Below are 23,963 nucleotides of genomic sequence, written 5' to 3' on the forward strand. Positions count from 1 at the left end.
AAATACAACCACAGGAACAAATACAACCACAGGAACAAATACAACCACAGGAGCAAATACAACCACAGGAGCAAATACAACCACAGGAACAAATACAACCACAGGAGCAAATACAACCACAGGAACAAATACAACCACAGGAACAAATACAACCACAGGAACAAATACAACCACAGGAGCAAATACAACCACAGGAGCAAATACAACCACAGGAGCAAATACAACCACAGGTACCTATACAATCTCAGGAACCGATGTCACTTCAGGCTCCTGAACAACCTCAAGAACCAATGCAATCTCATTCTCCATGACAACCATCATTAAAAAAGCAAATGCATCCAGACTCCCGACCATGTGATTAACTGTTGAACAAAATATTTTCCAGAAGTGATGATGAGAGAAGAAAAAATAATAGTCGAGGGCATCGATTTTTCGTATGAAGCTCTAAGATATTGGGGTTTACCCTTGAAATTTATTCCATAATCCTTATTTATTACACTTAAATAAAATGGGAGATATTTTATAAATATTATTTAAGCGTAATTATTTTCCAGTTTATAAGGAGCTATGCTCACTTATCGAGAATATTTTTTGGTAGACAATTTGATGCTTCTTTTGTTGATACTAGTTAGGATAAAAGAGTAACAATAACAAATACTTAAAGTGGAAAATTTAACCCTGCTTTAATTGGAGTTGGCTTTATCTATCTAAAAAACCACACCTATTTAATCAATAAATGATATGTTCGGTGATATGATCCTTATAATACAACTCCTGATAGATACGTATAATTATATTTCAGTGTGTTATAAATAATTAATTTTTTTTGAGTACGAAAATGAAAGATAATAGAAAAATAGTTAATCAATACGAATCCCCTGACTTTCTCGCTTCTGCCCTTGCCATTCATGGCTCTGTAACGCCTAAAGTATTAAAGCCAGTTTTAGTTGCGACCCTTTACGCATGCTTTATATCGTTGTTAAGTTTATTTATCCCTTGGCTTGCTATCCCAATAAGTCCTTTTGAGTATGCAGGGCTTGTTATGGGTTTAATTTTAGTTTTTCGTATTAATGCTGGTTATGATCGATGGTGGGAGGCACGAAAGCTTTGGGGCAGTGTAGTCAATAGCAGTCGAAACTTAGCCATAATAATTGCTAATTATGTGCCATCAACGGAAAAAAAAGCTATGGAGGATCTTATGGGGTATATCGCAGCTATCCCTTATTTAATGAAAAACAACTTACGGATGGATGAGTCAGTTAAAGAGGTAGAGCATTTAATGGATCCTACAACTTTTCAAGAGCTACAAAAAATTATTCATAAACCTAATTTCATGTCCAGTAAAGTTGCAAGCTTGCTTTCCTTATTAGTGAAGGAAAATAAAATGAATGAATTTTCATTTCTTAAAGCAGAAGACTGCCGTGAAGTTATAATAGATTGTCAGGGAGCTTGTGAACGTATATTAAAAACCCCAATGCCTTTTGTCATGGCAATTAAGTCACGGCGCTTTATTCTATTATTTTTATTAATTCTTCCAATTGCTCTTGTTGATTATTCGATTTATATAAACCCTTTAGTTACGGCTCTTGTTGCTTATGCATTGTTTTCTTTGGATCAAATTGGGGTAGAGCTGCAAAATCCATTTTCCCCTGAAAGGCTTAGTCATTTGCCGTTAGGAGACATTTGCCGAGGCATAGAAACCAATGTGATGGAAATTTATAAAAGTACTGAAAATAACTATATACCTGCTATTACACAAAAGGTAAATAATCATCAAAACATCTTAACAAAGGAATACAATTAAGATAATTCTCCAGCAAATTTACAGCAATGCTCTATACTGCCATGTAAGGGCTAATTTTAAGAAAAGGAGATTATCATGGGAAGCACAGGAAGCGTGAGTTCTTGGGATGGAGCCCTGTTAACTGCCTTGATTCAATATCCCGCACCGGTCATTCATGGACCGCAAGACATTCAAACACAAGTAAAGCTCATTTGCAGAACCGTTGACAATACAAAGGCAGGCTATCCTGGGTTGGATTTAATTTTGTTTCCTGAGTACTCTACTCAAGGATTAAATACAAAGATTTGGACCTATGATGAGATGCTTCTGACTCTGGATAGCCCTGAAATAGATCAATTTCGGGATGCATGTCGTCGGAATTCAGTGTGGGGTGTATTTTCTTTGATGGAGCAAAACGAGGATAAAAAACGCGCTCCCTATAATTCAGCCATCATCATCAATAATCATGGCGAAATAGCATTACACTATCGAAAGTTGCAACCATGGGTACCCATTGAGCCTTGGTCGCCAGGAAATTTAGGTATGCCTGTATGTGATGGTCCCAAAGGATCAAAACTGGCAGTTTGTATTTGTCATGATGGCATGTTTCCTGAACTGGCTCGAGAAGCTGCCTACAAAGGATGTAATGTCTATATCAGGATTTCAGGTTATTCAAGTCAGGTCAATGATCAATGGATCCTGACAAATCGCTCGAATGCCTGGCATAATCTGATGTATACAATATCAGTCAATCTTGCTGGTTATGATGAAGTATTTTATTACTTTGGAGAAGGAACAGTCTGTAATTATGATGGAACTGTTCTTCAGCAAGGTCAGCGTAATCCATGGGAAATTGTGACTGCAGAACTTTTCCCTCATCTGGTAGATAAAGCTCGAGAAAATTGGGCACTGGAAAACAACATTTTCAATTTGGGTTGCCGTGCTTATGTCGGAAAGCCAGGTGGTGAGCATGCCAATTATTTAACATGGGTTCGAGATCTGGCCGAAGGAAAATATAAGCTTCCATGGGACAATAAAATAAAAATTCGCGATGGTTGGGAGTATTATCCTGAGGGTGTCAAGTTAGGCCCCATGCCCCGAAAAAAATAGGTTTGTTAATTTTATAACTGCGAAATTTTCTGTCCCACAACCATTCATGTGTGCTCTGTGGATTTAAAACGGATTGTGTTAATCCTTAGCCAGAATAATACATAATTAACCTATTTTTAAATGGTTAAATTAAATCCTAGTTGACCTTAATAAAGTCTTAATGTTTTTTTGTTAGTCTTTAATTTTGTTTGAAATAGATACAAAATTAGAGGGCAAAAGGGGTATGAGTAATTTATTTTTGTTAAATACAGCGGGTTTGGAGGATAAGGATGTTTTAAATATTTTGGTATTATCTGGAATTACGCAAGAGATGGATTTTGATTCAGAGATTGCAAAAGCACCTGCAGGAGTAAAACAATTTCTTAAGCTTGCGAAAATCTATTATGAGCGTCATGAAACAAGTACTTCTATTACAAGGTTTACGGTGAAACCAGGTTTTGAGAAATGTGTTGTTGGAGATGTCCCTGCTGTAAAAAATGAAATACGACTCGTGTGTGATGAAGGAGATGGTAACAAATGGTATCTTGTTGCGGAAAAAAAAGACAGAAGTCGTTTTGAAAAAGAAATTTCAAAAATTTCGGAGGATGAAGCACGAGAGAGTTCTCTTTGTGGGGTAAAATTAACGGAGTTAAAAAGCAATTTAAATCATCAAACAGTAGATACGCTCAATTATCTATTGTGGCGAAAACTGAAATCTGAATGTTTTTCACATCCAAATCCACTGCGCGAGATAGGTGATCTGCTTAGAGCAAACCTTGATAGTCCTAAAAGTGATCTGGAAAATCAAAAAATAAAAAACATTCGCAGGTATTTAAATAAAAAAGCAAAAGAGCAAGATACGTCACTGATTATTTATTCGAATAAAGCGGAGGAAGATTCATGTGGACGCAAAGAGAGTCAATATGTTAAAGAAAAAGTGGAAAGAGAATTAAGCCAAGAGCAACAGTTACACATACTTTATATTGGTGGAGGACATGGGTGGCCTAAGTATAAATGGAATGGCATGTTATCAGCTCTGAAAACACACCATGTTACAGAACTTCATAATTCCCTCGCCAAAAGGGGAGTTATGATCAACAGCATCATCTTTGGAAGTTGCTTTAGTGCGTCTTATGCAAATGATTTTTCTAGCCTGCTTCATCCTCGATGTGGTGTTATGTTATCTTCCACAATATCCCAAGGAGGGGCTAATTTTTTTGAAAATGTAGTGTCGTTTGTGTTGAGCGAAGAAAATTCCTGTGACTTTTTTAAAACAATTCCGCGAGATCTTCAAATTTCCAAAGCTCCAAGTCCAACAGGAATTTGTATTTCTAACAAGGAAAAGCACTTTGGATTAGAATTGAGCGAAGAGGAGACAGGGTTACCTATTCATTCCGCAGGAGATGAATATGAATTAAGCTTGAGTATAGTCATAAGGTTGAGAAAAGCAAAACCTGAGAGTATTTTTGGTATTTCATTGGATGAATGTCATGATGAACAGCAAAAAGGCAAATTCAATAAATTGCTCAGTAAAACGATCGACTTCCAAGAAAGTGATGATATTGAAGATCTTCCCTGTGTGAAGGGAGGAAGACTTACTTCTGAAAAGGTAAAAACCTGGAGTCCTTTAGCCAAATTTTCTTTATTTGCCGGAGGAATACTTTTGATTGGTGGTGGTTGTTACTTTTATAGCCAATGTAATAAGGGAGGATCATTTGTAAAATAAGCTTTTCCAGGGAAAGCTCAAATGACAATTATAATCATTGTTATTTGATCTCCGGTATCTTAACTGGTGTGTTGACAAACAACCATGTTGGGTTTCGGGGGCGATTTTATGGTTCCATTATTATAGTGGTTACTTCCATATGTGTATTGATACATACGCTAAAGCATGAATTTTTTTTAAAGAAATTGAAACTGTTACACAAAATCCAATAAAGCATTGTCTATTATTGGAAGCATTTTGGGTGCAAAAATTGGCATGTATTTCACCAGCAAAGTACCTGACAGGTTATACGGTAACATTATTCAGGGTTATTAATTATTGCTATTGTCTTTATGGTCATCAGATAGCTGCAAACTGAGTGCTAAAGATTATTATTCACAAACATGATAAATAAAATTACATAATGGAAAACATTAGACATACTTAAACTGATTTTGATAGAGTTATCTAATCCTTTTAAAGTTATAAGAAATCTAATGTATGAAAGAACACTTTATTTTAAAATATCTACGTATGAAAATGATCTTTTAGCTTTGTCGCAGCGTTTACCTTATAGTTCGGCAAATTATTCGCGTATACGATCCGTTCTAAACATTGTGCATCAAATAGCTATTGCACTAGACTCTACGACATTAGAGCAGAGGACAATCCATCAAAAATTACTGAAGGACCTCTATAAACAACTTCGTGCATCACTGACTGAAAATAATTATTCTACTTGGTTTACCAGAATTATTGATCGCTATTGCTATAGTGACCATGTGTTAAAACAGCGATTGAATCATTTTATTCAGGGAGCAATAGGTCCATTAATCAAATTATCCGCGTTTACTCGTGATAAAAATAAATCATTGGCAATTGAATTTCCTGATCAGGGAATACGCGATATATTTTTGAGTCAATCAGGTTTAAATAAAGAAACCGGTTCAATAGACATTCATGAGAACCGTGTGTATCTTCCGGCTTTTTTGTCAAAAAATCAGCAATTAGCTGTTACTTTTCCAACAATTAAATCCAGGGATGACTTTATTTGTCTACTTAATTTAGATAAAGCAAATCTTGTTGCTTCTAATTCCGACGATCGCACGCTCTATGTCAATGATAGACGTATACATGACACTGCTTCAAAGTTTCATATGGCAGTACTATGTCCCTATTTCTCCGAACGTTATAAAATACAATATATTGCTCATATGCTTGCTCAAGCATATCGAGATGGGAATAGTTTTTTTAGCCAGACTAACATTCCAACTGAGTTAGCAGTAAAAATTGCCTCGGATGTGTCTTCATCTGAAGCAATTTCTATGGATGAGAAAATGCAAATCGCATATTACAATTTTCGTCGACCTTAAGTTAGCGTTTAGTATAATAAGTATACGTTATCTCATCATCTGTTTTGGCTGATGGCTTTTCAACATCAGAACTTGTTCGCTTTCGTGCAGGTAAATCTGAGTCGTCTTTTGCAAATAGGGTATGTCTGCTTACATTTTTAAAGCCCAAACAATTAGGCTTTGGACGTTCAGTTGTTGTTCCAGCATCACAAGTTTTTGTTTGCACAGTGACCACTTTTTTGCCAAACTCACCTAATCCGTGGTAGTAAAGCTCTACAGAGCCGCTATTATCCAAGTTGATGGCATCAGTACAACCGAGTGTTGCAAATAAACCTGCAAATTCTTCTGCAGTAACACCACAATTACGATCGGGATTATGAATGACCATGACAACAATATTATTGCCATTATTTTTATAGCCGACACCAGTACGTGGTAATCGATTTGCATGGTTATTATTTAAATCGGGTGTTTTTAATTTCGTTTCATCCCTTAGAATAATAAATCCTGATACGGCATTTTTATCATCATAAAAATTGGGATTTGTTTCCAATGTAGATTCAATATCTGTATGTGCAATGATAGAAGCTTTTTTATGTGCCGTATCAAAAACGATTGTATCTAACCCAACATTATTCTGGTCAAGCACTTTATATGTGGATACCAGCTCACCATTACTTACCGATAAGCCCGCAAGAAATGTGCGTGATTGTATTCTAGGGTTGATTTTTTCTCCCACATTGGGTACACCAGTTGTCCATACATTAAACCAGTTCGCATTGACTAATAAATCAGGCTTATCACTACGAGGATGACCTTTTGTCCAGTTGTCACGCCATTCTTTTAATGTGAATAATGGTGTATCAAACTGACCGCCGGCATAATTATAGCCATAACGATCGGGAAATTTAGGACCATTGGGTACAAATGTTTCATACTGAGATAATGGAAGCTCAACATAATAACCTTGAACTTTTTCACGGAGCGGATTTTTACTTAAGATTTCATCAAAATTTGGCAAAGATCTGATGTCTTGTACTTCTGTGGCACGTGTAATACCAGCAATTTTTTCATTTACTTTATCAGTTTTTGTATTTAACCGCTTACTAAACACCGAATTTTCCTCATTGTAATTCATATTTAGAGAATTATTTTTTTGCTTATGATAGCTCTAATACATTAAGGAATTATTAAAAAATGACATATCGTCTATTTTTTATTCTGTATGGAGTGTTTTTGTTGAAAATTAAAGTAAGAATTGAAATTTCTCCTTGATTGTGAGTGGATGTGGTTCCCTTTGCGTGTTTAACCCATATTTTCGATACAATAATTAGCTATTGTTGTTATAGAGTTTAAGGAGGAACTAATTATGGAAAAGCAAAACTGATAGGAATTAACCATGTGCACTTGAAGTGGGAGATGTGGAAAAAACATTGGAATTTTATGAGAAAATGTTTGATTTTACTTTGCGAGGTAAAGATAAGAATCATGCTTTTATTGATTTAGGAGATCAATTTATTGCTCTAATGAAAAGAACTGTCCCATAAAGATAAAATACGTCATTTTGGTCTTGTGATTGATGATCGCTCTCAAGTTAAAGAATTGGTGAAAAATTTTTAGATTTCCTTGACCCCTGGAGTGATGTAAGTATAGATAAAAATATGGTGTAATAAAACTGCCTTATTATTTGAGTCATATTATTATGCTAATTCGTTTTATTGTATTATTTTTTACTACACTATTAAGTTGTCAGGTCTCAATTTCAAGCCCATCTAAAGTGTTCCCCATTCATTTAGAGGGGCAGACTATTCATTCAATTCATAATGCACTTGCGCAACATCAAATATCTTGTTTACAGCTAATCAATGCGTATCTGGAACGTATTAAAAAATACAACTTAAGTGTCAAGAGCAAGGCACCAATTAATGCTTTTAGTGAACTCAATCCTTCGGTGTTAACCTACGCACAGCAGTTAGATGATTATCATAAAAAAACAGGTCAGACATTAGGGCCGCTCCATTGTATTCCCGTTATTTTGAAAGATAATATTGATTCTTTTGATATGACTACCACTTCAGGATCTTATGCTTTATTGGGGAGCCAACCGATACACGATGCTTTTTTAGTGAAAAAACTACGAGATGCTGGTGCCATTATTTTGGGCAAAGGGGCAATGGATGAGTTTGCCTGGGGAATGTTCGGTATTAGCAGCCGTAGCGGTAGAGTTGGTAATGCTTATGATCCCAACCAAAATCCTGGGGGATCTAGTGGTGGATCCGCTGCCGCAGTCAGTGCTCATTTTGCTTTACTGGGTATTGGTACTGATAATAGTGGCTCGGTTAGAATACCTTCTGCATTTAATGGCTTAGTTGGACTACGTCCAAGCACAGGCTTAATCAGCCAGAGCGGCATTTTTCCAATGGGTAATCTTGATGGAACAGCGGGGCCAATTGCACGTACTACACAAGACTTGGTTATTTTACTCGATGTGATCGCTCAGACTGATACTCAGGATCATAAAACACTTAATATCCCCCGCGTGAAAACGTATTCTACTTTTCTGAAAAGCAATGGCTTAAATCACAAGAGAATTGGTATTGTACATAATATAAATGGCATTAATCCATTCAATAAGATGCCCTTACACATTGAAAAAATAATAAAAAATGCCACGAATGATATGCAAAACATGGGTGCCACTCTTATTGATATCACGCTTCCAGACTTCAATAATGATCGACAATTCAATCAAGCTGGAGAAATCCAAGATGTGAATCAATATCTGGCTTCATTTCCATCGACCAGGAAAAATTTTCGTGATATTTGTGAGTCGAACCGTACAAGAAATTTTGGTTCGATTAAAGATTGTCTGCATTTTATGAAAAACACTGCAAGCAAATTCAGTGCACCTTATCAAAAAGCCTTAGAAAATTTTAAGAAAAATAAGACATATATTGAACGGATTATGGATGAAAATCAGCTGGATGTTTTACTCATGCCGATTACTTCAAATGGAACAGCGACTTATAATGCGATGCAAGTGAATACATGGCGGGCTCCAATCTCATCCAATTCTGGATTACCTGCTCTTAGTATTAATGTTGGTTACAGTCAAGATACACATATGCCTATTGGCATTGAGTTAATCAGCAAACAATATCAAGAGAGCACTTTGATTGAGATTGCTTATGCTTATGAGACACATGCAAAGCAACGCATTCTGCCGATTATGCCGGAAGAAAATTTGACGTTATTAAATTTTACTATTTCAGAATTAAATAATTTATTTACTCTCCTAGGTAAAAATGCATATGAGAAATTTTTAATTCACGGCAAGAACTCCAGCAATCGTTCCGATGACCTAACATCAGAACGATTTAGAGAGATCACAGCCAATACAATTCAGAAATATACGGAATTGATCGGGAAATAAGTTATTTTTTAACCAATATGTTTATGTATATGCCTAAAGCCAAAAAATTACGTAATTAATTGGTATGATGTATTTCTTGTTCGCTATATAAAGAGCAGAATTAAGTATTCCAATAATTTAAGCTTTATATAAAATAAAGGTTATTAATTTTTAAGGATAAACATGTGGTTAAAAATCAAATTGTAGCAATAATCTTTTCAATAACTCTAAGCAACCTAATTTTTGCAGCAGAAGTTAAAAAAAACTGTGATAAAGCAGATTGGAGTTGCCATGGTTCTTTTTACATAACAGGCGGATATGTATTTGCAAATACCTTGTTTAATAATAATCAACTATCACTATCTCCTCCCGGACTGCCAACAATAAATTTTACACCTCACGATGCTTTTCCCAACAATGTTAACGGAATGCGCTGGGGGTTTGGATCAGGGTTTGGTGACAACTTACCCTTCATTTATGAACTGGATTACAATCAAATTTTTACTCATTCAGAAACAAAAGATGGATTAAAAATTTCCAGAGCAAGTAAGTCATTGGTAGTTATCTTCGGATATACCCTTAATCCTAAAAATAGATTAAGAGCCAGTTTAGTTGGTGGTGGCTCGGTTATTTCCACTTACCTAACAGCGACTACAGTAGCTCCTCGTCAATTTTTTTCTCAGAATACAAACTCTGTAGACGTTGATCCTTTCCTTGGCGGTTCATTATCTTATCAAATTAATTCTAAATTTGCGCTGAGGGCAGTTGAGTTTTATGATTTTGCAACCTACAACAGAAGCGCTAAAGGCGTTATAGTTACTCTATTAATGCTTAACTATTATCCAAAATAATTCGCTATTCCTTTTATTTTGGGAGTTTTGCATATGCTTTTTTTCTACAACATTTTTTAATGTGGGGTTATTATCCTCTGAGCATGGAACAATTAATAGTTGGTATATACATTATAATATATATGGAATTTCTGGATAGAATAAATTATTTCGTGAATATATGCTTATTCGAGGTGCTTACTTTAGTTTAATCAACTATAATTTTTTTAATCATAAATTTTTTCTTTTTTGGGTATGCAAATGATAAAGGAATGGATTTTATTTTCATTCAGCAGAAGTATTATTCTTATACTTCTTACTTTTGCTCAACTATCATTTGCACAAGACGCCCAGCCCACAGTCAATCAGTCACCTATTAAGATTGGAAGCAGCACTGTTTTAGATGGACCAGCACAAACGCTGGGACAAGACATGACCCTTGGAATAAAAACTTATTTTGACAGAATAAATGCTGCTGGTGGTATCAACGGTCAAAAAGTAACATTGATTGTCTATAATGATTCATATGAGCCTTCACTCACTGCACCTAATATGCGCAAATTAATTACGCAGGATAAGGTGCTTGCCGTCATCGGCAATGTGGGCTCACCAACTGCTGTGGTTTCAGTACCTATTGCTGAAGAATTGAAAACACTGCTCTATGGTTGCTATGCTGGAACAGAGGTACTCCGTAAAAAGCCGCCTGATCGGTATGTTTTTAATTTTCGTGCAAGCTACGCAGAAGAAACTGCGGCCATGGTAAAAGGTTTATTGAGGGCAGGAATTAAACCCGACGAAATTGCATTCTTTACGCAAAATGATTCATTTGGAGATTCTGGTTATTTTGGTGCTATAAAAGCATTAAAAGAAGAAGGTTATCAAGATTCAGAAAAGTTAATGCATGGCCGGTTCACCAGAAACACATTAAATGTGGAAGAGGGTTTATCCGAGATCCTGGACGCAGAAAAAATGCCAAAGGCGATCATTATGGTTGCCCCTTATCTTCCTGCTGCTCGATTCATTAAGTTGGCGGATGAAGATTTGCCTAATACCCTGTTTCTCAATGTTTCCTTTGTGGGAAGTGAAACTTTGGTAAAGGATCTTGGAGGATTGGGCGACAACCGCGTGATAGTGACTCAGGTTGTCCCTAGTTATGACTCGGATCTTCCTGCCGTCAAAGAGTACCGAGAAAGTCTTGAAAAATATGCAAACAATGCCCAACCTGGATATATATCATTAGAGGGCTATCTTGCGACAAAGTTGTTTGTCCTGGCATTACAACGCGCTGTGGACGCTAATAAGTTGACGCGAGAAGGGCTCATTGATGTGATGCAAAATATGCGTGATGTGGATATAGGCATCGGTATTCTCATTAGTTATGATAAAAACAATCATCAGGCATTGCATACGGTTTGGCCTACTATATTAAGAAATGGAAAATTTACCTCTTTTGAATGGACCGAATTGCATTCGTTTGTTAAAGAATAAGTGGAAGGATTACTAATGTACAGGAAACTAAGATTATCATTGGTAAACGTGTTTCTGTTATTTTATATTCTTACCGTTATTTTTACGATGATTCTTAGCTTTGCTGCACTATATCTTAATCACCAACTGATTCAAAATCAAAACCTTTTATTAACGGTTAGTTCAATTGAAAACGCACGATTTAGAATGAGCAATGCACGAGCTCAATTTTTGGTGAGACAACAAAATATTTTGACAGCACATGAAGAAAATGATTTATCCAAATTGGAGCCTCGTTTACGGATAGAGACAATTTTTATTGAAGGCGAGAAAAAATTAGCTTCTGTTACCAATAAAGTTTCCTCTGTCGTGCAGGCACTGCAAAATCTTAAAGGGATCTATCAGGAATTTTTAAAAATTGACGATCGATTATTAAGATTGACTCAATCTCTTTTGAAAGCGAAAAATGAGTTGGCGAATCAAAAAACAATTATTGATCAGCAAATTAAAAATATTCACAATCAGTCAGAAAATATCAGCGGTATCTTAACCTATCAATATAAAAAAAACATCCGCCAACTACGCGGCTATTTAAAGGAGGGAAAACTTCCACAAAGCGAACAGCTTAAAGAAGTATTGGAACATCTGATTTTAAGTAATGCTGCCGATGCCTATCGTATTGACGTAAAAATTAATACAGAGCTTGCACAACTCATGGCATTAATCGAAGAAATTGCAGATGAAGAAAATTCAGATGAATTGAATAATTTAAAAGATAATCAACTTCTACAGCTAATCCCTTTAACTCGTAATAAATTGCAACAATTAAGTAATTTATTACAGGAAAATCCACAACTCCATCAAGCTGCATTAGATTTGGGAAATCAATTTAATTTGGTTGTTGAGCAATTAACCGAAGGGTCAGGAAGTATCCTTGCTCTGCGAAAAGAGCTCAATGATCTCCAATTGCAATTACAGAAAAATCATATTGAAGTGCAAGAAAACCTGAGTGACCTCTCAAAACAATTTGATAACTTGGATAAGATAGCAATTGAATTAAGGGATAAAGCATTACGAGATTTTCATAAACTGATTGCAACCAATCGTATTATTATGATTACTTTACCCTTAGGCATCTTTCTATTAATCAGCATCGTAGGATACTTTTTATATCATGCTATATCTAGGTCATTGAGGAACTTAAGTGAAGCAATGCATAAGATCACTAAAGACAAATCCGGGTTAGAGCATCGTTTAAGTTTGACGCCTTATGACGATCTTAACCGAGTCGTTGGAACCTTCAACAATATGGCTGAAAGCCTGCAGTATACTCAGGATCATTTGCAAGAATTAGTGGAGTCAAGAACCAAAGAGCTGAAAAATGTAAATCAGAATCTGGAACAGTTGGTGGTGCAATTGAATGAAGCCAAAAAAGACTCAGAAGTGGCTAATAAAGCTAAATCTGAATTTATTGCTAATACCAGCCATGAATTACGCACGCCGCTTAACGCCATTATCGGTTATTGCGAATTATTGCATGAAGAGATGGAAGATGAGGGACATGAGATGTATATAGAGGACCTCAAAAAAATTGAGTCTTCCGCCAAACACTTGTTATTTCTCATCAACGATATACTGGATTTATCGAAAATCGAAGCGGGCAAGATGGATATTTTCCTGGAGGATGTCAAAGTTCCCGATATGATTAAGGAGTTGGAAGCTATAATCACTCCCTTGATGAATAAAAATACGAATACGTTTAAATGTGAGATCGATCCTAATGTAGATATCATGCATACAGATCTCGTGAAAGTCAGACAATGTCTATTAAATTTAATAAGCAATGCAGCTAAATTTACTAAAGAAGGTACAATTACGTTATCGGTGAAACCGACAACGAGTAATGGAAAATCATATATACAATTTGCTGTCAGTGATACCGGGATTGGTCTGACCCGAGAGCAATTAGGTAATTTGTTCAAAGCATTTTCTCAAGCTGAATCCTCGACAACACGTCGATTTGGTGGTACTGGATTAGGTTTGTATTTGACAAAAAGCTTCTCTAAAATCCTGGGAGGCGATGTGAGTATCGATAGTGAATACGGTAAAGGCTCCACTTTTACTATAATGTTGCCTTTAATTAGTACCGTTGGCGTTGAGAAAATATCTCCGGTAAAATTAGCGGAATCGAAAACTCAAGAAAAAGTAGGAGTCAAAACGAAAACAGTCCTGGTAGTTGATGATGACCCCAAAATACATGAGATAATGCAAAAAACTTTAGATAAGGCAGGGATACACGTATTGCATGCATTCCATGGAGAAGAAGGTCTTTCTTTAGCAAAAAAATACCAACCTGACTTGATTACTCTTGATGTTATTATGCCTATGATGGATGGATGGGCTACTTTATCGGCATTAAAGTCTGATCCCAATCTTGTTAATATTCCCGTGATTTTGGTTTCAATGTTGCTCGAGAAGGACTTGGGTTTTGCTTTAGGCGCGGTTGACTATCTCAATAAGCCGATTGAACCTAGGACACTTATGGAGAAAATTGAACACGTATTGCCTCAGGATGCAATCAAATCGGTATTAATTGTAGATGATGAAGCGGACGCGCGAAATATCATTCGACGATCGATTAAAAAGTCGGGTTGGGAAGTACTGGAAGCTAAAAACGGACGTGATGCTTTAGCTGTTTTAGCGCATCACACTCCTTCAATTATCCTTCTCGATTTAATGATGCCGGAAATGGATGGTTTTGCTGTGATTAAAGAATTACAAAAACATGAGAAATGGGCTCAAATTCCTGTGGTTATTATAACAGCAAAAGAATTAACCCAGGAAGAACGAGACTTTCTAATAAATTCGAGCAAAGTTGTGTTACAAAAAAATTCCTATAGTCGCGAACAACTTATTGGAACGATAACTGATCAAATTGAACAAATGCTTAAAAATCGCTAGGAGATTTGTTATGACGGTAAAGATTTTAATTGTAGAAGATAATGAATTAAACCTCGACATGCTATCAAGACGTTTACAACGTAAAGGATATGAGATCATTAGTGCAGTCGATGGGGAAAAAGGAGTGAGTATGGCAAAAGCTGAAAATCCCGATCTCATTTTAATGGATTTAAGCCTGCCCGTTTTGGATGGATACGATGCGACACGGCAACTTAAATCGGACCCAAAAACCAACTCTATCCCGATTATTGCTTTAACGGCGCATGCTATGGTAGGGGACAGGGAAAAAGCGGTAGCCGCAGGCTGCGATGATTATGAAGTGAAGCCTATTGAGCTTCCTCGTCTTCTTGAAAAGATTGAGAGATTAGTTAAAGCCTGTTGAGTCACAATATATTTAACTCGATGAGGAAAATAATTAATGGATTTCGATAAAAAAACAAAGCAGGAGCGTAACTCAACCCTGGCACGCGAAAGAGAGGCTTTATTTGCCAGCTTACGTAGTGAGTTTTCCACGCCTCTTGATGTTATTGTGGGTTATACCGAAATCCTACTTGATGAACTTGCATTTTATCAGCTTGAAGCGTATGAGGATGATCTTAAAAAGATTTTACAATCAGGGAAACTCTTACAAAGCCGTGTAGATGAGGTGTTAAGCTTTGGCACTGTTGCTGGAAAAGCAAAAGCATTTAATTTGAAAACATTCAGCAGTGAACTGCAATTTAATTTACTTACACCACTTAATTCGGTTATTGGTTATTGTGAGCTCCTTTTGGATGAAGAGTTCTCCATTGAACAAGAACAATTTACCCATGATATTGAAAAAATTCTTTTAGCTGCGAAATTGTTTATTAATTATATAAACGAAATAAATAAGTTAGCTCAAATACAGTGGAAAGGTACCGATCTATTAGCACAATTTAAAAAATCGAATATTGTAATTCATGACGTGATTGTCTCTATTCCGCCGCTTGAAAACAAAATTATATATAAGCCTATACCCCCTAAAGGTTCTATTCTTGTTGTTGAAGATAATGAGATGGCAAACGATTTATTAATACGTCGTCTGAAGCATTATGGGTTTAATGCAATATCTTGTAGAGACGCATCCAAAGTCCTTGACGAAATAGTTGTTGGCAATTTCGATTTAATACTTTTATCAATTATTACCTCAGGAGTAAGTGGTTTTGAAGTTTTAAAACGAATTAGGGAGCACAGTCTTTATTACTATCTGCCCGTGATTGTTATTTCTCCCCTCAAAGAAATTGATGCAGTAGTACGTTGTCTTGAGATGGGTGCTGATGATTATCTTCTTAAACCATTTAATCCTGTTATTTTTAAAGCACGAATAGAGGCCTCCATAGAAAAAAAAATATTAAGGGATAAAGAAAAACTTTATCTTATCCAATTAAAAGAAGCCAAAAAAAAATCAGATGATCTCTTACTTAATATTGTGCCAAGCGCGATTGCAGAACGTTTAAAGTCAGGTGAACAAATAATAGTTGAGAGATTTCCCTCTATCACAGCCATATTTATTGATATTGTTAATTTTTCTAATTTATCAGACAAGTTGACTCCAAGTGAGTTGATTGAGATGTTGAATACTATATTCTCAACTATGGATGAGCTTACTGATCAATTCGGTCTTGAAAAAATTAAAACGATAGGCGATTGCTATATGGCGGTGGCAGGCGCACCCACCCATAACCAATTACATGCAGAACGTGTCGCTCACTTTGCATGCAGCGTACTTGAAAAGATAAGGGAAATGAATAAAGGCTCTCATTTGCCTCTTCAAATTCGCATAGGAATTCATTCTGGATCTGTAGTGGCTGGTGTTATCGGAAAGAAAAAATTTGCTTATGATCTGTGGGGAAAAACCATCAACTTGGCAAGTCGTATGGAATCTCATGGCGAGCCCGATCGAATCCATGTGAGTGAAGCAACGTATCAACTTCTGAAAGATCGATTTGTATTTGAAAAAAGAGGAACCATTTTAGTCAAAGGTGTTGGTGAGATGCCTACTTATTTTTTAATAAAGTGCCGCAATGAATAAGTGATTTCAACAAAGGGTTACTTATGTTCAATCAAATAAATCACTCCATTAAAATCATCGGATAGATACAATTCACCGTCTTTACCTTCGACGACATGCACAGGCCTGCCAATTACTTTTCCGTTTTTGAGAAATCCAGTAATAAAATCATTTTGAGTTATAACCCCATTTTCAAAAGTTAAACTAACTACTTTATAACCGACTTTAATTGAGCTGTTCCAGGAGCCATGAAATGCAACCAGTGCTTTTTTATACAAGGGGGACTGGGGATTTTTTATAAAAGTGATACCTAGGGGTGCCTGATGGGCGGCAAATTTGAAAACAGGAACTTGTGATTTATTAATCAATTGTTCTTGCCCAATGCCAAATTTGGGATCTGGAACTCGATCGCCGTTTGCATAAGGCCATCCATAAAATTGATTTTCTTGAATCAGATTCAGTTCGTCGGGTGGAAAATGGTCTCCCAAATAATCACGACCATTTTCGGTTGCATAAAGTCCTCCATCTGTGGGTGACCAATCAAATCCAACGGCGTTGCGTAGCCCTTTGGCATAAATTGTCACATGATCATCTCCTGGTTTAAACCGAGAGATAGAAGCTCTTAAAGGATTTTTTTCAATACAGACATTGCAAGAAGAACCAATAGATACGTAGCCATATCCATCAGGACCAAATTTAATAGTTCTGGTCCAATGACCGCCATCGTCTGGAATATTTTTAATTATTCGTTCATAAGTCCCAATGGTACGTCCCTCTTTTGCATCATATTCGATTCGTCCAATAGCATTTTCTTCTGCAATATATAAGTAGTTCTCATAAACATCCATACTGTGAGGATTGTTCAAACCCGAAAGCAGTACTCGTTTCTGATTCGGTTTTTTATAAGGGATGAGGAGTACGTTTCCTTTTGGAGGTTCTGCTACAAGCAAATCTCCAGACTCCGTAACGGACATGAATCGGGGGCTATCCAAATGCTGGACATAAGGCTTTAGTATAAAATCATTCTTTAGATCAATATTTGGGGGGGATTGGGGTTTTAAAAATGGAAAAGATTGGCCTAATACCTCAGAAATTGAAATATTAAATCCCAGAAATGGTTGAAATAAATACAGTAATCCAATACTCACCAAAACTACCAATAGACTGTAAAACAGTTTTTTCATGTTAATATCCAGTTTATTAAATAGTGATATGATGAGTCTCTTATAGGTATGTACTGTATCATTACCACTAATTTCCTTTTAATAATAATAGTGTAAAGAACATACTGACAGATTATGATTATCGGTTCAGCTATCTCAATAATATTTTAAATAGCCCATTTAAAGAGAATTATCATATTTTCTAACAATATAAACAAAACGGCATCACCCAAAGCTTGAGGTATTGCTGCACTATTGTGTAAGGTAAGTTAAATACAAACTGATAGTCAAGACAAACCAAATTGCTTTGCGGGAATTAAAAAATAGGGTTGGCTAAGTGGGTAGGTGCATAACATGAGCACGTGTTAGATCTCATCAGCTTTTTTCAGAACGGAATTGATAGATAATGAGCTATTAATTGTAGCCTTTTTGATTTAGTATTTGTGTTAGTATACTGACTTCTTGAAATGAGTTATTCAACAGAAATAGATGGTTGATCTTGGGGTACATTAAGAATACTCACGAAATCGTCCCCTAAATTCATCTCTAAAGTATTCTTATGAATATCCTATTATAAAAGAATATCAATGGAATAAATTTTCTGGTAATTACTTGGATAGAAAGCAGTTTATAAAAGGATTCATTATATGAAATATCATTTTTCAAGTATGCTGATTTCAGCATTCTTACTTCTATCTTGCCATAATAGCAGTAGCCTAAATAACGCCACAATAGAGGCGCAGAAATTTATTGACAGTTACACCAAGCAATATTTAATACTTTATACGAATGCCCAAAATGCACGATGGCAAGCGAATATTGAGATAAAGCCGAATGATTTTACTAATACTATGATTGCACAGAAAGCAAATAAAGCCTTGGCTGTATTTATCGGTAGTAAAGAAAACATTGAGAGCGCCCGCAAATACCTTAACCAACAACATAAGCTAACAAAGATACAGGTAAAGCAACTGGAACTAATTCTCTATTCTGCTGCTAATAATCCTCAACAAGCAGCTGGCCTCGTGGGAAAAAGGATAAATGCCGAAGTTGAACAAACAAATAAACTGTATGGATATCAATATATGCTGGATGGCAAGAAGATAAACACTAATGACTTAGACAATATTCTTAAAAAGGAAACCAATCTTGATACACGTCTGTCAGCATGGGAAGCAAGTAAACAAGTTGGACCTACTCTCAAAGAGGGACTTGTCAATTTACGCAATTTAAGAAATCAAACAGTACAGGCACTAGGTCATCCTGATTTTTTCACTTATCAGGTAAACAGCTATAATATGAACACTGATGAAATGATGCAGACTATGGAACGCTTCATGAGGGAACTTTATCCTCTATATCGCGAACTGCATACCTGGGCGCGTTATGAATTAGCCAAGAGATATGGCGCAAACTCCGTACCCGATTATCTACCCGCACACTGGCTGCCAAACCGCTGGGGTCAGGACTGGAGCTCTATATTAAAGAGAAAAAGCATTAATCTTGATAGCATCCTTAAGAACAAGTCTCCTGAATGGATTGTAAAGTCAGGGGAAAATCTGTATGTAAGCCTTGGTTATCCAAAACTACCGCAAAGCTTTTGGGACAAGTCAAATCTTTATCCCTATCCATCTAACTCATCTATTAAGAAGAATAACCACGCATCTGCCTGGCACATTGATCTTAATCACGATGTACGCATATTGATGAATGTGCAGTCTGATAAAAAATCTATCAAAACGACTCACCATGAGTTAGGTCATATCTATTATTACCTCGCTTACACTAACAAAGATGTTCCTCCACTTCTGAGAAAAGGTGCTAATCGTGCCTATCATGAAGCTATTGGTACTGTGATGGGACTTGCTGCGATGCAAAAGCCTTATCTGGCTGAGCGTGGCCTTCTAGATGCTTCTGTAGAAATAGATAATATGCACATGCTTCTTAAAGAAGCACTCAACTCTGTAGTGTTTATTTTTTTCTCTGCGGGTACAATGAGTCATTTTGAAAAAGCTATGTATGTTGATAACTTATCCCCTGACCAGTTCAACGCGAAATGGTGGGAGTTGGCTAAGAAATACCAAGGAATTGAACCACCAGTTCCCAGAGGTGAAGAATATTGCGATGCTGCTACTAAAACACATATCAACAACGATCCTGCACAATACTATGACTATGCTTTGTCTTATGTGATCTCATACCAGCTTCACAACCATATAGCCAAAAATATATTGCACCAAGACCCTCATGCTACTAACTACTATGGACAAAAGGCCATAGGAGATTTCCTAATGGATATTATGCGTGAAGGGGCTTCTAAAGACTGGAGACAAGTACTTAAAGAATCAACCGGTGATGAGCTGAGTGCCAAAGCTATGTTAGAGTACTATCAACCTCTTTTTCAATGGTTGCATGAACAGAATAAAGGAAAAAAGTATAGTCTTCCAGAAATTATGAGCTAAATTTATCTCCTGTAAAATAGATTAATCAATTATGGCTCATTTTAAATGGTTACTCATGAGATTTGAGTTGGCTTGATTAAAGACGCATCATGAGCGGAAAAATAATTCTTTTTAGGTTGAGGTGGTGTAAATAAAGGGCTTGTTTGAAAGCCTGTTGTGAAAGGCTCTGCTTCTGCACTACCAAGACTTGATTCAGGCTGGGGGCGATAACCTAAAAACTTCAATAAGTCAAAGGTTGTATCTTCAGAAACATCATCCATTTCTACATTGTTACTATTTGATGTGGTAGTTACAATTTCTTGTTCTTTAAAGCGATATAGATTCATTAAAACAATCGCGGATTCAAGCACCATCAGTGCAACCCCAAGTACAGGATTAAGAGTAAAACCTAAAGCAACAAACAATCCTGCCGCTACTAAAGTAATTGTTGAATTATAGGTTAAACTCACGCATAAATTTTGGACAATATTTTGTTTCGCTTTTGCGGCGATATCAAATGCAGTTGCAATAGAAAATAGTCTTCCTTCCTGAACAACTATGCCTGCGCGTTGTTGGGTAATGGTATCACCAATCTTCGATTGAACCGCAATACCGAGATTGGAATGGGCAATTGCTGTGAGGTCATTGGCTGCGTCACCTACCATAGCTACTTTATGGCCATCATGCTTTAACTGTTCAATATAGCTTGCTTTGGATATCTCTCCAGTTCGAGTGACTGCACCTACTGTATTCGCAAAAATATTCTTTTTAGAAATTCCCAATAAATCTGCATATTTTTCTGCAGTTTCACGATCTGCACCGGTACAAATATGTACTGTTTTACCCAGACGCTTTAATTCGTTTACTGTAGCAATGGCATCTTCACGTAAAGGATCGATTAAGGAAATTTGTCCTATTACCCTTCCTTCACGGACAATATAGATGGAGCCGTTTTCAGGGTTATTATAGGGCTCGTTAATATCCATGACTCCATTCGCAGCAAGCATATCTTTATTGCCAACCATGAATGTTTCACCCTTAATCACACCCTTGATGCCAGAGTGATGACGTTTATCAATCGAAATTAGTTCTGATTGATTATCTGCAATGATGCCTTGATCCTCTATATAAGACTTAATAATCCCTGCTAACGGATGCTCGGATTGGCCTTCTAATAACGCGACACGACTCAAAAATTTTCGATCATCAATCTTCAATGCTTTTACTTCAACATTTCCTTGAGTCAGCGTGCCATTTAAATCAAAAACAACGGTATCAATATCAGCTGCTGCTTGTAATGCTTTGCCATTCTTAAAAAGAATTCCATTTTCAGACGCTTTTTTCATACCGATTTTAACTGCGAGCGGGGTAATCAGGCTTAAAGCGCATGGACATGCACTTACAAGAACCGATATGACACATTGAATTGCAAGCGCGGGATTAAACACTGAACCTATAATAATGCCTGAGAGCAGTGCTATTCCCAGCAAACCAGGAATGAAATACTTCAATACCTTATCTGCAAAGACTTCAACTGGCGCTTTTTCCTCGTTTGCTTTATTAATATCTTCTGCCAATATTGAAAGGTACGAGTTTTGATAGGTCTTTGTAACACGCATTTGCAATGAAGGAATATGATCGGCTAAACGCATGCCGGCAAGGACTTCATCACCTGCTTTAAACCTTTTGAGCTCAGGTGAACCATCGATTCGTGTAGTATAAAGTAATACTTCTTCTTCTAATATTCCATTAACAGGAATAACACGTCCTTGTTTAACGGAAATTACATCGTTAGGAATTAAGTGTTTCACTGAAATCTCGGTATTTGGATCCCCTTTTAATAGGACTAATGGATCCACACAATCACGAACATCTAATTTTTCAGTGATTTTACCAATTAAAGTGTGTTCAATACCTTCGCCTAAATGCCAAAAACCTAAGACTAAAGGTGCTGCTTCAAACATCATGGGTAGTCCGGGAATAAACAGACTTGCAATGGATACGGCAACAATGGTTAAAGTACTGATCGTATATAAAGTTGTGGTATCCCATTTTTTTTCAAGCAATGCATACCATGATGATTGATAAACAGTATATCCCAAATAGAGTGTCACCAAAGTAGTAAGCCCAGTTAAGGCATAATAGACAAGAAGAGGAATATTAAAACTCGCCACAGCAAGAACAAGCAGGCCTATTCCCCAAATCAAACCTAATGCAGCTTTAACCCAATGATTCTCATGGCCATGAGCGTGTCCATGGGAATGCTCATGGGAGTGCTCATGGGAGTGCTCATGGGAGTGCTCATGGGAGTGCTCATGGGAGTGCTCATGGGAGTGGTTCTTGGAATGTCTCTGAAAGTGTTCGTAAGGGTGTCCATGAGAGAACTTATGCTGCATTTTTTTTCTTTTCTTTTTGACTCCGCCAATATGCACAGGCTCTCTTGGAGACACCTGGTCGTTAAGCACGGTTTCCTCTTCAAACCACATTACTTCTTCTTCCATTTCGTTGCACAACGTAATTTTTTCTTCCAACAAAATTTGGGTCATTGCTGATTCTATGGCGTGAGCATTTTGGGATTTACATAACAAACTGATGCTTTTATTGGCGCTGGTTAAATCGCTTGCGATACGTAGTAATCCCAATTCTTTGGAGGCATTTAACTTCTGCTCAATTCGTATTTTAGCTTGCTCAGGATCGGAAAGTTGGATGTCATCTGGAAGGCGGAATCTATAATTATAAAAATACATTGGTTTCCTCCATTTTAAATGGACATTAAAGAGTTCTCTTTTGCAAAGGTCTGCTTTGGAAAAGCGGACTCTCCTGACTTAATTGGTTGCACATCAATTTCAGATAAGTCATTGACAATTACAGTAACTCTTAAAACCTTAAAATTAGATAAGATCCAGTAAGCAAAGAAGATTTTCCTTAAACTTGTAGGAAAATGATTATTAATTATTTTGCAAACTAATCTTTCGAAAGTGTTACATTGTAACATTATATTGCCAAAGAACAAGCCACATTTAATAATTTTTATGCCAATAATTGCTGTTAAATACTTAGCGGCATTTGTTTAATTATTTTTCGGTAGAATAATGACTGTGATACAATAGTATTTGATCCATTAAACTTAAAAATGATTGATGAAATACAATTTGTTGGACAAAGCCTATAAGCATTGCATAGAGTATGGCTATCGATTTACAGAACCGAGAGAGCGTGTCCTCAAAATTTTAGTGGAAGAGAGAAAGCCTCTTGGGGCTTATGAAATCCTACAAAAATTATCCGAACAAACTGAGAATCCCAAGCCACCTACAGTTTATCGTGCCATTCAGTTTTGGCATCAGGAAGGATTTATTCATTGTATCGATAGTCTGAAATCCTATGTTGCCTGTTTGCATGGACATCATATGGGGCAGGCCCAATTCCTTATTTGCAGTCAGTGTGGTTTTGTTAAAGAATTAGAATGCGTTGTGGATTTCTCAGTCCTAACTGAGTTTGCGAATTCGATTCAATTTTCAATTATAAATTGTACTGTAGAAATTAAAGGCCTATGTGCCCGATGTAAGCAGACTCATGAAAAAAGTTAGGATTACGCGATAGAAATTACAGCAATTACAATTCCGCAAGAAAGATCAATCCAATTGGATAATTAATTCTTTGATATCAAAAGATAATCATTTCTGTCAATTGTATTCATCAGTACTATTATTATGATTCATTATAGGAAC

At 36.4% G+C, this 23,963-nt stretch carries 17 protein-coding genes; 13 read left to right on the forward strand and 4 right to left on the reverse strand.

Going from position 1 to position 23,963, the window contains the following annotated elements; genetic code table 11:
* A partial coding sequence (locus tag Ltuc_RS15170; protein WP_193786870.1) for a hypothetical protein occupies positions 1–228 on the reverse strand: 228 nt, incomplete at its 3' end.
* A gap of 610 nt (positions 229–838) precedes the next feature.
* Between Ltuc_RS15170 and Ltuc_RS14055 the strand changes: the two genes are divergently transcribed.
* From Ltuc_RS14055 to Ltuc_RS14070, 4 genes are all read left to right on the forward strand, one after another.
* Positions 839–1,804, forward strand: a complete 966-nt coding sequence (locus Ltuc_RS14055; RefSeq protein ID WP_083498117.1) for a bestrophin family protein — start codon at positions 839–841, stop codon at positions 1,802–1,804.
* A 75-nt stretch (positions 1,805–1,879) separates the two neighbouring features.
* On the forward strand, positions 1,880–2,893 hold the full coding sequence (locus Ltuc_RS14060; protein WP_058521990.1) for a formamidase: 1,014 nt from the start codon (positions 1,880–1,882) through the stop codon (positions 2,891–2,893).
* 223 nt (positions 2,894–3,116) lie between these two features.
* Entirely contained in the window at positions 3,117–4,598 is a 1,482-nt protein-coding gene (locus Ltuc_RS14065; protein ID WP_058521991.1) for a hypothetical protein, read from the forward strand.
* A 476-nt stretch (positions 4,599–5,074) separates the two neighbouring features.
* The gene (locus tag Ltuc_RS14070; RefSeq protein WP_058521992.1) at positions 5,075–5,950 is read left to right on the forward strand and encodes a hypothetical protein; all 876 of its coding nucleotides are present in this window, start codon (positions 5,075–5,077) and stop codon (positions 5,948–5,950) included.
* 1 nt (position 5,951) lies between these two features.
* Here the strand turns inward: Ltuc_RS14070 and Ltuc_RS14075 are convergent, their stop codons facing one another.
* Positions 5,952–7,043, reverse strand: coding sequence for a phosphodiester glycosidase family protein (locus Ltuc_RS14075; protein WP_058521993.1), 1,092 nt, complete (start codon positions 7,041–7,043; stop codon positions 5,952–5,954).
* Positions 7,044–7,350: 307 nt separating this feature from the next.
* On the opposite strand from Ltuc_RS14075, the gene Ltuc_RS15745 reads away from it, so the two are divergent.
* From Ltuc_RS15745 to Ltuc_RS15175, 7 genes are all read left to right on the forward strand, one after another.
* Entirely contained in the window at positions 7,351–7,476 is a 126-nt protein-coding gene (locus Ltuc_RS15745) for a hypothetical protein (RefSeq protein WP_238584162.1), read from the forward strand.
* A gap of 155 nt (positions 7,477–7,631) precedes the next feature.
* Positions 7,632–9,362 carry an amidase family protein gene (locus Ltuc_RS14085; RefSeq protein WP_133138315.1) on the forward strand — a complete coding sequence of 577 codons (1,731 nt, stop codon included), beginning with the start codon at positions 7,632–7,634 and terminating at the stop codon, positions 9,360–9,362.
* Between the two features lie 164 nt (positions 9,363–9,526).
* A complete protein-coding gene (locus Ltuc_RS14090; RefSeq protein ID WP_058521994.1) occupies positions 9,527–10,192 on the forward strand; it encodes a hypothetical protein in 666 nt (221 codons plus the stop codon).
* A 240-nt stretch (positions 10,193–10,432) separates the two neighbouring features.
* Positions 10,433–11,659: an ABC transporter substrate-binding protein gene (locus tag Ltuc_RS14095; RefSeq protein WP_058521995.1), complete on the forward strand. Its 1,227-nt coding sequence runs from the start codon at positions 10,433–10,435 to the stop codon at positions 11,657–11,659.
* Between the two features lie 15 nt (positions 11,660–11,674).
* The gene (locus Ltuc_RS14100) at positions 11,675–14,599 is read left to right on the forward strand and encodes a response regulator (RefSeq protein ID WP_058521996.1); all 2,925 of its coding nucleotides are present in this window, start codon (positions 11,675–11,677) and stop codon (positions 14,597–14,599) included.
* Between the two features lie 10 nt (positions 14,600–14,609).
* Positions 14,610–14,981 carry a response regulator gene (locus tag Ltuc_RS14105; RefSeq protein WP_058521997.1) on the forward strand — a complete coding sequence of 124 codons (372 nt, stop codon included), beginning with the start codon at positions 14,610–14,612 and terminating at the stop codon, positions 14,979–14,981.
* A 36-nt stretch (positions 14,982–15,017) separates the two neighbouring features.
* Entirely contained in the window at positions 15,018–16,652 is a 1,635-nt protein-coding gene (locus Ltuc_RS15175; protein ID WP_083498118.1) for an adenylate/guanylate cyclase domain-containing protein, read from the forward strand.
* A gap of 17 nt (positions 16,653–16,669) precedes the next feature.
* Here Ltuc_RS15175 and Ltuc_RS14115 read toward each other — a convergent pair whose 3' ends face one another.
* Positions 16,670–17,815: a PQQ-dependent sugar dehydrogenase gene (locus tag Ltuc_RS14115; RefSeq protein ID WP_058521998.1), complete on the reverse strand. Its 1,146-nt coding sequence runs from the start codon at positions 17,813–17,815 to the stop codon at positions 16,670–16,672.
* 626 nt (positions 17,816–18,441) lie between these two features.
* On the opposite strand from Ltuc_RS14115, the gene Ltuc_RS14120 reads away from it, so the two are divergent.
* Positions 18,442–20,256: a M2 family metallopeptidase gene (locus tag Ltuc_RS14120; RefSeq protein WP_058521999.1), complete on the forward strand. Its 1,815-nt coding sequence runs from the start codon at positions 18,442–18,444 to the stop codon at positions 20,254–20,256.
* A gap of 53 nt (positions 20,257–20,309) precedes the next feature.
* Here the strand turns inward: Ltuc_RS14120 and Ltuc_RS14125 are convergent, their stop codons facing one another.
* Positions 20,310–22,982, reverse strand: a complete 2,673-nt coding sequence (locus Ltuc_RS14125; RefSeq protein ID WP_058522000.1) for a heavy metal translocating P-type ATPase — start codon at positions 22,980–22,982, stop codon at positions 20,310–20,312.
* A gap of 393 nt (positions 22,983–23,375) precedes the next feature.
* On the opposite strand from Ltuc_RS14125, the gene Ltuc_RS14130 reads away from it, so the two are divergent.
* Complete coding sequence (locus tag Ltuc_RS14130; protein WP_058522001.1) at positions 23,376–23,822, forward strand: Fur family transcriptional regulator; 447 nt, start codon at positions 23,376–23,378, stop codon at positions 23,820–23,822.
* Positions 23,823–23,963 lie beyond the last annotated feature (141 nt).

Source organism: Legionella tucsonensis, from assembly GCF_001468035.1.
Lineage (GTDB): Bacteria > Pseudomonadota > Gammaproteobacteria > Legionellales > Legionellaceae > Legionella > Legionella tucsonensis.

Coding starts and splice junctions, on each gene's coding strand:
- Ltuc_RS14055 (WP_083498117.1), top strand. CDS start 839: ATGAAAGATAATAGAAAAATAGTTAATCAATACGAATCCCCTGACTTT.
- Ltuc_RS14060 (WP_058521990.1), top strand. CDS start 1,880: ATGGGAAGCACAGGAAGCGTGAGTTCTTGGGATGGAGCCCTGTTAACT.
- Ltuc_RS14065 (WP_058521991.1), top strand. CDS start 3,117: ATGAGTAATTTATTTTTGTTAAATACAGCGGGTTTGGAGGATAAGGAT.
- Ltuc_RS14070 (WP_058521992.1), top strand. CDS start 5,075: ATGTATGAAAGAACACTTTATTTTAAAATATCTACGTATGAAAATGAT.
- Ltuc_RS14085 (WP_133138315.1), top strand. CDS start 7,632: ATGCTAATTCGTTTTATTGTATTATTTTTTACTACACTATTAAGTTGT.
- Ltuc_RS14095 (WP_058521995.1), top strand. CDS start 10,433: ATGATAAAGGAATGGATTTTATTTTCATTCAGCAGAAGTATTATTCTT.
- Ltuc_RS14100 (WP_058521996.1), top strand. CDS start 11,675: ATGTACAGGAAACTAAGATTATCATTGGTAAACGTGTTTCTGTTATTT.
- Ltuc_RS14105 (WP_058521997.1), top strand. CDS start 14,610: ATGACGGTAAAGATTTTAATTGTAGAAGATAATGAATTAAACCTCGAC.
- Ltuc_RS15175 (WP_083498118.1), top strand. CDS start 15,018: ATGGATTTCGATAAAAAAACAAAGCAGGAGCGTAACTCAACCCTGGCA.
- Ltuc_RS14115 (WP_058521998.1), bottom strand. CDS start 17,815: ATGAAAAAACTGTTTTACAGTCTATTGGTAGTTTTGGTGAGTATTGGA.
- Ltuc_RS14120 (WP_058521999.1), top strand. CDS start 18,442: ATGAAATATCATTTTTCAAGTATGCTGATTTCAGCATTCTTACTTCTA.
- Ltuc_RS14125 (WP_058522000.1), bottom strand. CDS start 22,982: ATGTATTTTTATAATTATAGATTCCGCCTTCCAGATGACATCCAACTT.
- Ltuc_RS14130 (WP_058522001.1), top strand. CDS start 23,376: ATGAAATACAATTTGTTGGACAAAGCCTATAAGCATTGCATAGAGTAT.